The 13,630-nt window shown below is 72.5% G+C and carries 16 protein-coding genes and 1 pseudogene; 3 read left to right on the top strand and 14 right to left on the bottom strand.

What is annotated here, in order from left to right; genetic code table 11:
- Window positions 1-43: 43 nt before the first annotated feature.
- From der to ACZ619_RS10775, 6 genes are all read right to left on the bottom strand, one after another.
- The gene (gene der, locus ACZ619_RS10800; protein WP_469596845.1) at window positions 44-1,525 is read right to left on the bottom strand and encodes a ribosome biogenesis GTPase Der; all 1,482 of its coding nucleotides are present in this window, start codon (window positions 1,523-1,525) and stop codon (window positions 44-46) included.
- A gap of 77 nt (window positions 1,526-1,602) precedes the next feature.
- Complete coding sequence (locus ACZ619_RS10795; protein ID WP_469596843.1) at window positions 1,603-2,286, bottom strand: lysophospholipid acyltransferase family protein; 684 nt, start codon at window positions 2,284-2,286, stop codon at window positions 1,603-1,605.
- Window positions 2,244-2,930, bottom strand: coding sequence for a (d)CMP kinase (cmk, locus tag ACZ619_RS10790; RefSeq protein ID WP_469596841.1), 687 nt, complete (start codon window positions 2,928-2,930; stop codon window positions 2,244-2,246). The genes ACZ619_RS10795 and cmk overlap by 43 nt, the downstream gene beginning before the upstream one ends.
- A 96-nt stretch (window positions 2,931-3,026) precedes the next feature.
- On the bottom strand, window positions 3,027-4,112 hold the full coding sequence (locus tag ACZ619_RS10785; protein WP_469596840.1) for a prephenate dehydrogenase: 1,086 nt from the start codon (window positions 4,110-4,112) through the stop codon (window positions 3,027-3,029).
- Window positions 4,109-4,471, bottom strand: a complete 363-nt coding sequence (gene aroH, locus ACZ619_RS10780) for a chorismate mutase (protein ID WP_469596838.1) — start codon at window positions 4,469-4,471, stop codon at window positions 4,109-4,111. Before aroH ends, ACZ619_RS10785 begins: the two co-directional genes overlap by 4 nt.
- 96 nt (window positions 4,472-4,567) lie before the next feature.
- Complete coding sequence (locus tag ACZ619_RS10775; protein ID WP_469596836.1) at window positions 4,568-4,963, bottom strand: YidB family protein; 396 nt, start codon at window positions 4,961-4,963, stop codon at window positions 4,568-4,570.
- A gap of 93 nt (window positions 4,964-5,056) precedes the next feature.
- Between ACZ619_RS10775 and ACZ619_RS10770 the strand changes: the two are divergent.
- The 3 genes and pseudogenes from ACZ619_RS10770 to ACZ619_RS10760 form a co-directional block, all read left to right on the top strand.
- A pseudogene (locus ACZ619_RS10770) lies at window positions 5,057-5,152 on the top strand (DUF6529 family protein); the annotation flags it as partial.
- Window positions 5,153-5,195: 43 nt separating this feature from the next.
- Entirely contained in the window at window positions 5,196-5,642 is a 447-nt protein-coding gene (locus ACZ619_RS10765) for a Rieske (2Fe-2S) protein (RefSeq protein ID WP_469596833.1), read from the top strand.
- A gap of 22 nt (window positions 5,643-5,664) precedes the next feature.
- A complete protein-coding gene (locus tag ACZ619_RS10760; RefSeq protein WP_469596830.1) occupies window positions 5,665-6,408 on the top strand; it encodes a nucleotidyltransferase domain-containing protein in 744 nt (247 codons plus the stop codon).
- Here the strand turns inward: ACZ619_RS10760 and ACZ619_RS10755 are convergent.
- The 8 genes from ACZ619_RS10755 to ACZ619_RS10720 all read right to left on the bottom strand — a co-directional run bounded on the left by ACZ619_RS10755 (window position 6,334) and on the right by ACZ619_RS10720 (window position 13,541).
- Window positions 6,334-7,086, bottom strand: coding sequence for a nucleotidyltransferase domain-containing protein (locus ACZ619_RS10755; protein ID WP_469596827.1), 753 nt, complete (start codon window positions 7,084-7,086; stop codon window positions 6,334-6,336). The genes ACZ619_RS10760 and ACZ619_RS10755 overlap by 75 nt on opposite strands.
- A gap of 4 nt (window positions 7,087-7,090) precedes the next feature.
- Window positions 7,091-8,113 carry an ADP-ribosylglycohydrolase family protein gene (locus tag ACZ619_RS10750; RefSeq protein ID WP_469596824.1) on the bottom strand — a complete coding sequence of 341 codons (1,023 nt, stop codon included), beginning with the start codon at window positions 8,111-8,113 and terminating at the stop codon, window positions 7,091-7,093.
- Window positions 8,110-8,829: an NUDIX hydrolase gene (locus tag ACZ619_RS10745; RefSeq protein WP_469597504.1), complete on the bottom strand. Its 720-nt coding sequence runs from the start codon at window positions 8,827-8,829 to the stop codon at window positions 8,110-8,112. Before ACZ619_RS10745 ends, ACZ619_RS10750 begins: the two co-directional genes overlap by 4 nt.
- 179 nt (window positions 8,830-9,008) lie before the next feature.
- Window positions 9,009-10,130, bottom strand: coding sequence for a pseudouridine synthase (locus ACZ619_RS10740; protein ID WP_469596822.1), 1,122 nt, complete (start codon window positions 10,128-10,130; stop codon window positions 9,009-9,011).
- Window positions 10,130-10,783 (bottom strand): SMC-Scp complex subunit ScpB, encoded by a 654-nt coding sequence (gene scpB, locus ACZ619_RS10735; protein WP_469596820.1) that lies wholly within the window; start codon window positions 10,781-10,783, stop codon window positions 10,130-10,132. Before scpB ends, ACZ619_RS10740 begins: the two co-directional genes overlap by 1 nt.
- The gene (locus tag ACZ619_RS10730; RefSeq protein ID WP_469596817.1) at window positions 10,780-11,802 is read right to left on the bottom strand and encodes a segregation and condensation protein A; all 1,023 of its coding nucleotides are present in this window, start codon (window positions 11,800-11,802) and stop codon (window positions 10,780-10,782) included. Before ACZ619_RS10730 ends, scpB begins: the two co-directional genes overlap by 4 nt.
- Before the next feature lie 18 nt (window positions 11,803-11,820).
- Window positions 11,821-12,429, bottom strand: a complete 609-nt coding sequence (locus ACZ619_RS10725; protein ID WP_469596815.1) for a hypothetical protein — start codon at window positions 12,427-12,429, stop codon at window positions 11,821-11,823.
- Entirely contained in the window at window positions 12,414-13,541 is a 1,128-nt protein-coding gene (locus ACZ619_RS10720; RefSeq protein WP_469596812.1) for a ParA family protein, read from the bottom strand. The genes ACZ619_RS10725 and ACZ619_RS10720 overlap by 16 nt, the downstream gene beginning before the upstream one ends.
- Window positions 13,542-13,630 lie beyond the last annotated feature (89 nt).

Genomic DNA, 13,630 nt, shown 5'->3' with positions numbered 1-13,630 from the left:
AGGGGTGGCCACCGGTTCCGGTGGCCACCCCTCACGCATGGGGCTACTTCTTCTTGCCGCGCTTCTCGCGCACCCGGACCGAGATGTGGATCGGGGTGCCCTCGAAGCCGAACTCCTCGCGCAGGCGGCGCTCGATGAAGCGCCGGTAGCCCGCCTCGATGAAGCCGGAGGCGAAGAGGACGAACCGCGGCGGCTTGGTGCCGGCCTGGGTGCCGAACAGGATGCGGGGCTGCTTGCCGCCCCGGACCGGGTGCGGGTGGGCCGAGACCAGCTCGCCGAGGAAGGCGTTGAGGCGGCCGGTGGGCACCCGGGTCTCCCAGCCGGCGAGGGCGGTCTCGATGGCGGGGACCAGCTTCTCCATGTGGCGGCCGGTGTAGGCCGAGATGTTCACCCGCGGCGCCCACGCCACCTGGCCGAACTCGGTCTCGATCTCCCGCTCCAGGTAGTAGCGGCGCTCCTCGTCGAGGGTGTCCCACTTGTTGTAGGCGATGACCATCGCGCGCCCGGCGTCGACGGCCATCGACACGATCCGCTGGTCCTGCACCGAGATGGACTCGGCGGCGTCGATCAGGATGACCGCCACCTCGGCCTTCTCGACGGCGGCGGCGGTGCGCAGCGAGGCGTAGTAGTCGGCGCCCTGCTGGAGGTGGACGCGCTTGCGGATACCGGCGGTGTCGACGAACTTCCAGGTGACGCCGCCCAGCTCGATCAGTTCGTCGACCGGGTCGCGGGTGGTGCCGGCGATCTCGTTGACGACGACGCGCTCCTCGCCCGCCACCTTGTTGAGGAGGGAGGACTTGCCGACGTTCGGGCGGCCGATGAGGGCGATACGGCGGGGGCCGCCGACGCCGGGGCCGCCGAAGGTCTGCTCGGGGGCCTCGGGGAGCGCCTCCAGGACGGCGTCCAGCATGTCGCCGGTGCCGCGGCCGTGCAGGGCGGAGACGGGGTGCGGCTCACCGAGGCCGAGGGACCAGAGGTAGGACGCGTCGGCCTCGCCGCTGGGTCCGTCGACCTTGTTGGCGGCGAGCACGACGGGCTTGCCGGCCTTGCGCAGCAGTCGTACGACCGCCTCGTCGGTGTCGGTCGCGCCGACCTTGGCGTCGACGACGAAGACGACCGCGTCGGCCGCCTCGATCGCGTACTCGGCCTGCGCGGCCACGGAGGCGTCGATGCCGAGGACGTCCTGCTCCCAGCCGCCGGTGTCGACGACCTTGAAGCGGCGGCCCGCCCACTCGGCCTCGTAGGTCACGCGGTCGCGGGTGACGCCGGGCTTGTCCTCGACGACCGCCTCGCGGCGCCCGATGATGCGGTTGACCAGGGTCGACTTGCCGACGTTCGGGCGGCCGACGACGGCGAGGACGGGCAGCGGGCCGTGGCCCGCCGCCTCGATCGCGCCCTCGACGTCCTCGATGTCGAAGCCCTCTTCCGCGGCGAGCTCCATGAACTCCGCGTACTCGGCGTCGCCGAGCGCCCCGTGGTCGTACTCGTGCTCAGCCGAGTCGCCGGGCTGGATGTGGTCGTTCATGAAGTCCGTACCTCGTCGTTCATCGTGGTGATCGGTGGACCGGCCGCATTTCGGGTCGAACCACTACTCAGTGTCGCCTAGCGCCCGGTCAGGCGCCTGGCGTTTTCCAGGTGGCCGGCGAGCTGCGTCTGGATGCGCTCGGTGGCCTCGTCCAGGGCCTTGCGGGTGCGCCGGCCGCTGCCGTCGCCCGCCTCGAAGGGGTCGCCGAAGACGACGTCGACGCGGGAGCGCAGCGGGGGCAGCCCCTTGATCAGCCGTCCCTGCCGCTCGGTGCTTCCCAGCACGGCCACCGGAACGATCGGCGCGCCGGAGCGCACCGCGAAGTAGGCGAGCCCGGCGCGCAGCGCGGCGAAGTCGCCGTCGCCCCGGCTGCCCTCCGGGAAGATGCCGAGCACTCCCCCGGCGTCCAGGACGCCGAGGGCCCGGGTGATCGCCGTGCGGTCGGCGGACTGCCGGTCCACCTTCAGCTGCCCGATCCGGGTCAGGAAGGGATCCAGCGGTCCGACGAACGCCTCCTTCTTGATCAGGAAGTGCGTCGGCCGGGGAGCCACGCCCATGACCATCGGGCCGTCGATGTTGTGGGAGTGGTTCACGGCGAGGATCGCCGGGCCGTGCGCGGGCACCTTCCAGGCGCCGAGCACGCGCGGCTTCCACAGCCCGTACATCAGGCCGACCCCGATGCGCCGTCCGGTCTCGGCGCCCCGCTGCGACGGAACGCTCACTTCCCGGCCCGCTTCTCCTCGACGAGGGTGACGACGCACTCGATGACCTGGGTCAGCGTCAGCTCGGTGGTGTCCACCTCGACCGCGTCGTCCGCCTTGGCGAGCGGCGAGGTCTTGCGGGTCGAGTCGGCCGCGTCCCGCTTGATCAGGGCCTCGCGGGTGGCGTTGACGTCGGCGCCCTTGAGCTCACCGCTGCGGCGGGCGGCACGGGCCTCCGGCGACGCGGTGAGGAAGATCTTCAGGTCGGCGTCGGGCAGCACGGTCGTACCGATGTCCCGGCCCTCGACCACGATCCCGACCTCGGCGGCGGAGGCCAGCGACCGCTGGAGCTCGGTGATCCGCGTCCGCACCTCCGGCACCGCGCTCACCGCGCTGACCTTGGAGGTGACGTCCTGGGTGCGGATCGGGCCGGCCACGTCGACGCCGTCGACGGTGATCGTCGGGTTGACCGGGTCGGTCCCGGAGACGATCTCCGGCTTGCCGGCCACCGCGGCGATCGCGGTCGGGTCGGTGAGGTCGATGCCGTTGTTCACCATCCACCAGGTGATCGCCCGGTACTGGGCGCCGGTGTCCAGGTAGCTCAGGCCGAGCTGCCCGGCCACGGCCTTGGAGGTGCTCGACTTGCCGGTGCCCGAGGGGCCGTCTATGGCGACAATCACGGGCTTCACGGCGCCGTTTTCCACGGGGGGACACCTTCCGGGTGCGGGGTGGTGGGTGGTGTGGGGACGCCAGAGCGCCCCGCACAAGGTTACCGGCCCCCGGGACCGCCGGTTCCAGCGCTACTGCCGCAGCGCCCAGCCCCGGTCCCGCAGCGCCGACGTCAGTACCGGCACCGCCTTCGGTTCCACCCACAGCTGCACCAGACCGGCCTGCTGGCCCGTCGCGTGCTCGATGCGCACGTCCTCGATGTTGACCCCGACCGCGCCGGCGTCGGCGAAGATCCTGGCCAGCTGGCCGGGCTGGTCGTCGATGAGCACCGCGACGACCTCGTACGCCCGCGGCGCCGAGCCGTGCTTGCCCGGCACCCGCACCTGGCCCGCGTTGCCGCGCCGCAGCATGTCCGCGATACCGGCCCCGCCCTCGCGCCGCTTCTCCCCGTCGGAGGACTGCAGGGCGCGCAGCGCGCCGACCGTCTCGTCGAGGTCGGCGGAGACGTCCGCGAGCAGGTCGGCGACCGGCCCGGGGTTCGCGGAGAGGATGTCGATCCACATCCGGGGGTCGGAGGCGGCGATCCGGGTCACGTCCCGGATGCCCTGCCCGCAGAGCCGTACGGCCGACTCCTCGGCGTGCTCCAGGCGGGCGGCGACCATGCTGGAGACGAGGTGGGGCATGTGGGAGACCAGGGCGACCGCGCGGTCGTGGGCGTCGGCGTCCATGACCACCGGGACGGCCCGGCAGTGCGAGACCAGTTCCAGGGCGAGGTTCAGCACCTCGGTGTCGGTGTCCCGGGTCGGGGTGAGCACCCAGGGGCGGCCCTCGAAGAGGTCGGCGGTGGCGGCCAGCGGCCCGGACTTCTCCCGGCCGGCCATGGGGTGCGTGCCGAGGTACGCCGACAGGTCGAGTCCCAGCGCCTCCAGCTCGCGGCGCGGACCGCCCTTGACGCTGGCGACGTCCGCGTAGCCGCGGGCCAGGCCCCGGTCCATCGCGTCGGCGAGGACGGCGGCCACGTGGGCGGGCGGGGCGGCGACCAGCGCCAGGTCGACGGGGCCCTCCGGGGCCTGGTCGGTGCCGGCGCCGAGCGCGGCGGCCGTGCGGGCCTGCTCAGGGTCGTGGTCGGCGAGGTGGACGACGACGCCCCGCTGGGCGAGGGCGAGCGCGGCGGACGTACCGATGAGTCCGGTACCGATGACGAGCGCGGTCCTCACTGGGCGATGTCCTTGCGCAGGGCGGCCGCGGCACCGAGGTAGACATGGCTGATCTCGGCGCGCGACCGGTCGGACTCGATGTGCGCCATGATCCGTACGACCCGGGGCAGCGCGCCCTCGATGTCGAGTTCCTGGGCGCAGATCAAGGGGACGTCGATGATGCCGAGCTTGCGCGCGGCGGCCGCCGGGAAGTCGCTGTGCAGGTCGGGGGTGGCCGTGAACCAGATGCTGATCAGGTCGTCGGCGGTGAGCCCGTTCCGTTCCAGGACGGCGGTGAGGAGTGCCCCGACCTGCTCGTCCATGTGACTGGCCTCGTCCCGCTCCAGCTGGACGGCCCCCCGGACCGCTCGTACCGCCACGGCGCAGCTCCTGTTCTGATGTCGGCCTCCTGGTCCGTCCAGCCTAGTCAGACCCGTCCGGGCCGGTGCGCGACGCCCGCCCGCTGAGACGGCACCTCACGGGGACTGCTGCCGGATCAGGTCCTCGATGGAGGCCGGTGACACCTCGCCCCCTGGGGTGAGCCGGTCGACGGCGTCGGGCAGTACCCGGGCGAGCTGGTCGGCGGCCTTCTTTGGGGTCGTCCCGGTCTCCTCGGCGACCTGACGGAGGGTGTCGTCGGGCAGGGCCTGCTGGAGCTGGTCGCCGGTGACGGGCTGGTTCGCGCCAGTGCCCACCCAGGAGTCCTTCTGCCGGGCGAGGCCGGACCCGGCGAGCGTGTCCAGGAGACCGCCGAGCGAGCCGCCGCCCTGGCCGTGGCTCATCGCGGCGATCAGCGCGGTCAGGAGCCCGGCGCCCTTGCCGTCGCCGCCCATGAGGCTGCCGAGCATGCTTTCGAGGTCGTTGCCTGCCATGGGCCCAATGTCACGTGCGTCACCCCGTTCCGCTACTCGGGGCGCCGGACGGACCCGGTCCGCCGTCCGTGCGCGTTGGGCTGTCAGGCGTAGGAAAGGGGCGTTTTGCGGCACTCTCTCCTGAGTTGCTTCTTCTTCGGTGCTTTCGATGCCAGGATGCTGCTGCTCCGCTCGGAGCGACTGCCTGGCTGACCTTCGCCTTCCGGTACCTCCACACGTTCGGGGTGACGACATGACCGACGGCTCCACTCGGCGCACGGTTCTCGCGACGGGCGCGGCCGCGCTCGCCGTGGGCTGTGCGGGATGCGGCAACAACAGCGGCGGCGGCTCCTCGGAGCCTTCCGCGTCCTCCGCGTCCTCCGCGTCCTCCGCGTCGGCGGGGGCCTCCGCCGGGCAGGCGCTGGCGAAGACCACCGAGATCCCGGAGGGCGGCGGGAAGATCTTCAAGGAACAGAAGATCGTGGTGACGCAGCCGAAGTCGGGCGAGTTCAAGGCCTTCTCGGCGATCTGCACCCACCAGGGCTGCACGGTGAACCAGGTGGCGGACGGCACCATCGACTGCCCCTGCCACGGCAGCAGGTTCGACATCACCGACGGCGCGGTCGCCCACGGTCCGGCGACGAAGCCGCTGCCGGCCAAGGCCATCAGCGTGAACGGAAATTCGATCATCCTGGCGTGAGGTGCCGCGTACGCTCCCCGGCATGCAGCCCGAGGACCTGGTACGCGACCACACGATCTACGCCTGTGTCATGGGCTCGCGCGCCTTCGGCCTGGCCACGGAGGGCAGCGACACCGACCGGCGGGGCGTGTTCCTCGCCCCCACTCCCCTGTTCTGGCGCTTCGAGAAGCCGCCGACGCATGTCGAGGGCCCGGAGGAGGAGCGGTTCTCCTGGGAGCTGGAGCGGTTCTGCGAGCTGGCGCTGCGGGCCAACCCGAACATCCTGGAGTGCCTGCACTCGCCCCTGGTCGAGCACGTCGACGGCACGGGCCGCGAGCTGCTGGCACTGCGCGGCGCCTTCCTGTCCCGGCGGGCCCACGACACCTTCACCCGCTACGCCCTCGGCCAGCGCCGCAAGCTCGACGCGGACGTCCGTACGCACGGCGCGCCGCGCTGGAAGCACGCGATGCACCTGCTGCGGCTGCTGACCTCCGCCCGTGACCTGCTGCGCACCGGCGAGCTGACGGTCGACGTCGGCGACCGGCGCGCGGGGCTGCTGGCGGTGAAGCGCGGCGAGGTCTCCTGGGCGGAGGTGGAGGCCCGGATGGCGCGGCTCGCCGGGGAGACGGAGCGGGCGCTGCGCGGCAGCCCGCTGCCGGCGGAGCCGGACCACGCGCGCGTGGCCGACTTCCTGTTCCGGGTCCGCCGCGCCTCAGCCCGCCAGGCGTACCCGGACGACGAGGTCGTGCAGGGCGTCGTGCGCGGTGGGCGCGTCGGGGAGCGCTGAGGTGTTCTGCGCCTCGTCGAGCACGGTGTGCAGCCGCTCCACGTCGGCCTCCACGCGCGCGTGCCCGACATCGGCCCTGCCGTGCTCCTGTTCGGCCTTGGCCGCGATCAGTCCGGGCAGCAGGGCGGGGGCCTCGGGCACCTCGCCGAGCAGGGTGGGCAGATGGGCCTGCACCTCGCCGCTGCGCATCAGGTGGATGCCGGTGAGCAGCACCCGGAACGTGTAGAGCAGCGGTTTCAGCTCGCCGGTCTTCTCGAACAGCCGCCACTGGGTGACGGCGAACCCTCGGTAGTGGTGGGCGTGGTGGGCGGTGAGCACGCCCGGGGCGAGCGCGGCCAGCTCGCGGTGGGTGTCGCCGGTGTGCGCGACGAGCGGGGAGAGCAGCTGCTCCAGCACGTAGCCGTTGCGGCGCAGCATCAGCCGGACGAACTTGCGCAGGTCGTGGGTGACGAGGTCCATCTCGACGCCGTAGTGCACCCAGATCCGCGAGCGGGTCTCCTCCGGCTCGCGCAGCCCCACCAGGTCGGCGGCGGGCAGCAGGTGGACGCCCCGCAGATCCACGTCGGAGTCCCGGGACGGGAAGCCGTACAGGTGCGCCCCGGAGACGGTGGCGAAGAGGAGCGGGTCGGGCTGGTCCGCGATGACGGGCGCCAGGTCTATGTGCAGGTCGTCGATCACGTGGTCAAGCGTCCCAGAGGGCGCCCAGGACCAGCAGGTCACCCCGGTACTCGATGCGGTCGGCCCACTCCGCCGGCCAGGCGTCCGCGCCCAGCCGGGCTCCCGCGAAGGCTCCGGCGAGGCAGGCGACGGAGTCCGAGTCGCCGGAGGAGCAGGCGGCGCGGCGCAGGGCGAGCAGCGGCTCGTCGGGGAAGAGCAGGAAGCAGAGCAGTCCGGTCGCGAGGGCCTCCTCGGCGATCCAGCCGGCACCGGTGGCCAGGCAGGGGTCGGCCTCGGGCGAGGCGGTGCAAAGGGCGTCCTGGAGGCGGTCGAGGACCGCCAGGCAGTCGTCCCAGCCGCGGGCGATGAAGTGCTCGGCGTCCGGGTCCTGGCCACGGGTCCACAGGTCGCCGAGCCAGCTGTGGTGGTAGCGGGTGCGGTTCTCCTCGGCGTACGCCCTCAGCCGGCCGACGAGCGCGTCGGGACCGGTGCCCTGGGCGAGCAGCCGTACGGCGTGCGCGGTGAGGTCGGAGGCGGCCAGGGCGGTGGGGTGGCCGTGGGTGAGGGCGGACTGCAACTGGGCTGCTCCGGCGCGCTGTTCGTCGCTGAGCCCGGGGGCGAGTCCGATGGGCGCGACCCGCATGTTGGCCCCGCAGCCCTTGGAGTCGATCTGGCTGGCGTCCGGCCAGAGCCGTCCCTCGTCCTCCAGCAGGTGGCAGGCGCGCAGGCAGGTCCGGCCCGGCGCGCGGTTGTTCTCCGGCGACCGGTACCAGTCGACGAACTCCTCGCGCAGCGGCCGTGCCAGCCGCCTGGGCGCGAGCGCCCCGCGGTCCATGGCGGTGCGCAGGGCGCGCCCGACCGCGAGGGTCATCTGTGTGTCGTCGGAGACGAAGGCGCGCCCGGGCAGTTCCATCCCGCGCCAGGGACCGCACTTGGCGAGGATCGAGGGCACGTCGTCGAACTCGGTCGGGAAGCCGAGCGCGTCCCCGAGGGCGAGTCCGATCAGGGAGCCGGTGGCGGCGCGCTTGCGCACGGTGGTCGTGGTCATGCGGGGCGTCCTTCCCGGGACGGGCGCAGCAGCGGCGGGTGGAGGGCGGTGGCGGTGCCCGCGCGGTAGAGCGCGGCGGGTTTGCCGCGGCCGCCGGTCAGCCGGGCGGCGCCCGGCACCGGTTCGACGAAGCCGGGGGTGGCGAGCACCTTGCGGCGGAAGTTGGGGCGGTCCAGCTCGACGCCCCAGACGGTCTCGTAGACGTTCTGCAGCTCGCCGAGCGTGAACTCGGGGGGGCAGAAGGCGGTGGCGAGGCAGCTGTACTCCAGCCGCGCGCCCACGCGCTCGTGCGCGTCGGCGAGGATCCGGTCGTGGTCGAAGGCGAGCGGCCCCGCCGACTCGTACGGCAGCCAGCGCGCCTGTGCCGCGTCGCCGCCGCCGCGCGGTTCGGGCGGGTCGGGCAGCAGGGCGGTGAAGGCGACGGAGACGACCCGCATCCTCGGGTCGCGCTCCGGGTCGCTGTAGGTGCGCAGCTGCTCCAGGCGCAGCCCCGACACGTCCGACAGGCCGGTCTCCTCGGCGAGTTCCCGCCGGGCCGCCGTCTCGGCCGACTCCCTGGGCAGCACGAAGCCGCCCGGCAGCGCCCACCGGCCGGCGAACGGCTCCTGTCCGCGCTCGACGAGCAGCACGTGCAGCGCGTCCGCGCGGAGGGTGAGGACGGCGAGGTCGACGGTGACGGCGAAGGGTTCGTAGGCGTACTTGTCGTAGCCCTGCATGCGTCCGTCCACCCCCTTGGTGATCGATCCGACTAATAGTCGCTACGACTATAAAGAGCGGGCGGGTGATCACGCAAGCCGTCGGCGGCCGCTGGAGCCCCGTTCCCGGGAACGGCGACGGCCGGTCCCGGAGTACCCGGAACCGGCCGTCACAGAGCCGTACAGGCCCCTTCAGGGGTCTAGAGGTCGACTTCCTTCATGAGCATCCCGACCTCGGTGTTGGACAGGCGGCGCAGCCAGCCCGACTTCTGGTCGCCGAGGGTGATCGGCCCGAAGGCGACCCGCACCAGCTTGTCGACCGGGAAACCGGCCTCGGCCAGCATGCGGCGCACGATGTGCTTGCGGCCCTCGTGCAGGGTGACCTCGACCAGGTAGTTCTTGCCGGTCTGCTCCACGACCCGGAAGTGGTCCGCGCGCGCGTACCCGTCCTCCAGCTGGATGCCGTCCTTGAGCTTCTTGCCGAGGTCGCGCGGGATCGGGCCCACGATGTGCGCGAGATAGGTCTTCTTCACGCCGTACTTGGGGTGGGTCAGCCGGTGCGCCAGCTCGCCGTGGTTGGTGAGCAGGATGACACCCTCGGTCTCGGTGTCCAGCCGCCCCACGTGGAAGAGCCGGGTCTCCCGGTTGGTGACGTAGTCGCCGAGGCACTGCCGGCCGTCCGGGTCCTCCATCGTGGAGACGACACCGGCCGGCTTGTTCAGCGAGAAGAACTGGTACGACTGCGTGGCCACGGTCAGCCCGTCGACCTTGACCTCGTCCTTCTCCGGGTCGACCCGCCTGCCCTGCTCGGTGACGATCTCGCCGTTGATCTCGACCCGGGCCTGCTCGACCAGCTCCTCGCAGGCGCGCCGGGAGCCGTAGCCCGCGCGGGCGAGCACCTTCTGCAGCCGTTCGCCCTCCTGCTCGGCGCCCGGGAAGGTCTTGGGCAGCTTGACGTCCTTCTTGCCGGCGTACCGCTCCCGGTTGCGCTCCTCGGCGCGGGCGTCGTACTCACGGGAGCTCGCCGGAGCCGAACGGCCGCGCCCGGTGCCCTGCCCCTGCCGGGGTCCGCCCTTGGCGCCGCCGCGCGCCGAGGCGCCACGGCCCGACTTCGGGCCGTCCTGGGTGGCGCCGGGGCCCACGTCGTAGCGCCGCTCCTCCGGGCGCGGCTTCTTGGGCCGGCCGCCCTGCTTGTCGTCGCGGGCGTTCCCGGCACCGCGGTGGTTACCGCGGCCACCGCTGCTCCCGCCGCGGCCGCCGCTGTTGCCACCACGGCTCCCGCCGTTGTTTCCGCTGCTGTTCCTGCCGCTGCTGCTTCGCATCAAAGTTCCGTCTTGTCGTCTGCGTCCTCGGAATCCGGAGCGTCCGGATCGAACGACGGCACACCCTCCTGGGTCTCGGCCTCGATCGCCTCGGCCTCCGGGAGGAAGGGCGCGAGCTCCGGGAGCTCGTCCAGGCCGCGCAGGCCCATCCGCTCCAGGAAGTAGTTCGTCGTCCCGTACAGGATCGCACCTGTTTCGGGTTCCGCGCCCGCCTCCTCGACCAGACCGCGCTGGAGCAGGGTGCGCATCACACCGTCGCAGTTGACCCCGCGCACGGCCGAGACGCGGCTGCGGCTCACCGGCTGGCGGTACGCGACGACCGCGAGGGTCTCCAGCGCCGCCTGGGTCAGCCGGGCGGTCTGGCCGTCCAGGACGAGCCGCTCGACGGCGGGCGCGTACTCGCCCCGGGTGTAGAAGCGCCAGCCGCCGGCGACGAACCGCAGCTCGAAGCCGCGCCCCTGGGCGGTGTACTCGTCGGCGAGCGCGCGCAGCGCCCTGGTGACCGTCTGCTTCGGCCGTTCCAGGATCTTGGCCAGGTGCTCGGCGGTCGCGGGCTCGTCGACGACCATGAGGACCGCCTCCAGGGCCGGCCCGAGGTCGAGGTCGGCGACGGACCGCGGCCCGGCCGGCGGCTCCGCGGGCTGCTCGCTCATGCCTTGTCCTCCTTGGACGGCTCGGGCGGCTCGGGCGGCTCGGGCGGTCGGTCGAACTCGTCGGTCACCATCGGCCGGGCCTCCCCGTCCCCGCCGGTCCAGCGCACGATCAGGTCGCCGAGCGCGACCTCCTGGTCCAGGGCGACCGCCTTCTCGCGGTACAGCTCCAGCAGGGCCAGGAAGCGGGCCACGACGGTGAGCGTGTCGTCGGTGTCCCGGACGAGCGCGCGGAAGCTCGCCTCGCCCAGCTCGCGCAGCCGCGCCACCACGATCCCGGCCTGTTCCCGCACGCTGACCAGCGGGGCGTGGATGTGGTCGACGTACACCTGCGGCTTGGCCCTCGGCTGCATCGCCTTGACCGCGAGCCTGGCGAAGCCCTCCGGTCCGATGCTGATGACGACCTCGGGCAGCAGCTCGGCGAGGTGCGGCTCCAGGCCGACGGTACGGGGCCGGCGGCGGGCCTCGTCGTCCAGGCGCCGGTTGAAGATGTCGGCGATCTGCTTGTACGCGCGGTACTGGAGCAGCCGCGCGAACAGCAGGTCACGAGCCTCCAGCAAGGCCAGGTCGGCCTCGTCCTCGACCTCGGCGGCGGGCAGCAGGCGGGCGGCCTTCAGGTCGAGCAGGGTGGCGGCGACGACGAGGAACTCGGTCGTCTGGTCCAGGTCCCAGTCCGGCCCCATGGCCCGGATGTGCGCCATGAACTCGTCGGTGACCTTGGAGAGGGCGACCTCGGTGACGTCCAGCTTGTGCTTGGAGATCAGCTGGAGGAGGAGGTCGAAGGGGCCCTCGAAATTGGCGAGCCTGACCTTGAAGACACCGTCGGGGACGGCCTCGGGCTCCACACCCCCGCCGGGCTCGGGCCCGGCTTCGGGTACCTCGGGCGCTGCTTCCGCCACGACGGCCCCGGGCCCTGCTTCCGCGGGGGGCGCCGCAGGCTCCGGCTCCGCACCCGGCCCCCGCCCCAACGCGCGGCGCCGACCGCCGAAGGCGCCGGAAGCGGGAGCGTTGGTCGAGGTCATGGCCCTCGCAGGCTACCCCTACCGACCGCGCAGCCGTCGGACGAGAATGCTCGCGTCTCCGCGGGACTCCAGGTCGGCCAGGACGACGGCGACCGCCTCGCGGACGATCCGGCCGCGGTCGACGGCCAGTCCGTGTTCGCCGCGGAGCACGAGACGCGCGTGCTCCAGGTCCATCAGCTCCTCGGCGGAGACGTACACGGTGATCTTCTCGTCGTGCCGTTCACGCCCGCTGGGCCGCCGGGCGGGCGCCCTGCCACCGCGCTTGCGGGGCTGGCCCTGCGCGGCGGATCCGGCAGAACCTTCCTGCGCCCCCTGCTGCCGCGCGAGCCGCTCGGCCGACGGCGCGACCGTCACGGACTGCGCCGCGTGGTTGCGGGACTCCCCGGCGTCGGCCGGACCGGGCTCCGCCGCCACGTGCTCCGCGCCCTCGCCGTCGCCGCCCTGCACGGGCACCGACTGCGGTACGTCGTCGGCGGCCGCGGCCGCCGTCTCGTCGCTCTCCCCCGCCGGAGCCGGCACCCGGGCCTCGCCGTTGGCCGGGCGCCTGGGGCTGGACGGCTGGAGCGCCATCCCCCCTGTCGTACGGAACAGTTCGTCGGCCCCGGGCAGACTCACTCGGCGTGACACCGGGCGAGCACCTCCCTGGCGAGCTGGCGGTAGGCGGCGGCACCGACGGAGTTGGAGGCGTACGTGGTGATCGGCTCACCGGCGACCGTGGTCTCCGGGAAGCGGACCGTGCGGCCGATGACCGTGTGGTAGACGTGGTCGTCGAACGCCTCGACGACCCGCGCGAGCACCTCACGGCTGTGCACGGTGCGGGAGTCGTACATGGTGGCGAGGATGCCGTCGAGCTCCAGCTCCGGGTTGAGCCGCTCCTGGACCTTCTCGATGGTCTCGGTGAGCAGGGCGACACCGCGCAGCGCGAAGAACTCGCACTCCAGCGGCACGATCACCTTGTGGGCGGCCGTCAGCGCGTTGACCGTGAGCAGGCCGAGCGAGGGCTGGCAGTCGATCACGATGTAGTCGTAGTCGTCCATCAGCGGCTTGAGCGCCCGCTGGAGCGTCGACTCGCGGGCGACCTCGGAGACCAGTTGGACCTCGGCGGCCGACAGGTCGATGTTGGAGGGCAGCAGGTCCATGTTGGGGACCGCCGTCTTCAGGAGCACCTCGTCGGCCGACATGCCCCGCTCCATGAGCAGGTTGTAGACGGTGAGGTCGAGCTCCATCGGGTTGACACCGAGACCCACCGACAGCGCGCCCTGCGGGTCGAAGTCCACGAGCAGCACGCGCCGGCCGTACTCCGCGAGCGCGGCACCCAGGTTGATGGTCGACGTCGTCTTGCCGACGCCGCCCTTCTGGTTGCACATCGCGATGATCTTCGCGGGGCCGTGATCGGTCAGCGGGCCCGGGATCGGGAAGTACGGCAGCGGGCGACCGGTCGGACCGACGCGCTCACGGCGCTGGCGGGCCGCGTCGGGCGCGAGCGTGGCCGCGTACTCCGGATCGGGCTCGTACTCGGCGTCGGGGTCGTAGAAGTGCCCCTCGGGCAGTTCGTCGTAGTCGGCGAAGTGGTTGTGGGGCGCGCCACTTCCGTCGCCGGCCATGGCGTTCACGTGATGGCCATCCATGCTCTGGTGTGCTGTCCGCGTGGTCAGCGGACTCCGGGCTGCTGTGAAGGTGCGCACCGCGACGGAGCCGACAGCCTCGAACCCCGCGGGACCCTGGTCCCGTACCGGCATTCCTGGTTGACCACCCCCGGGAGAAAATGTCGACTCATTCACAAGTCGTCTTACCTCCTTGGTGACCAGGAAACTTCTAGACAGGTCAG

The sequence above is a fragment of the Streptomyces sp. NPDC104367 genome, assembly GCF_055583825.1.
The sequence above is the reverse complement of the archived record's forward strand: the minus strand, read 5'-3'. Positions and strand labels throughout refer to the sequence as shown.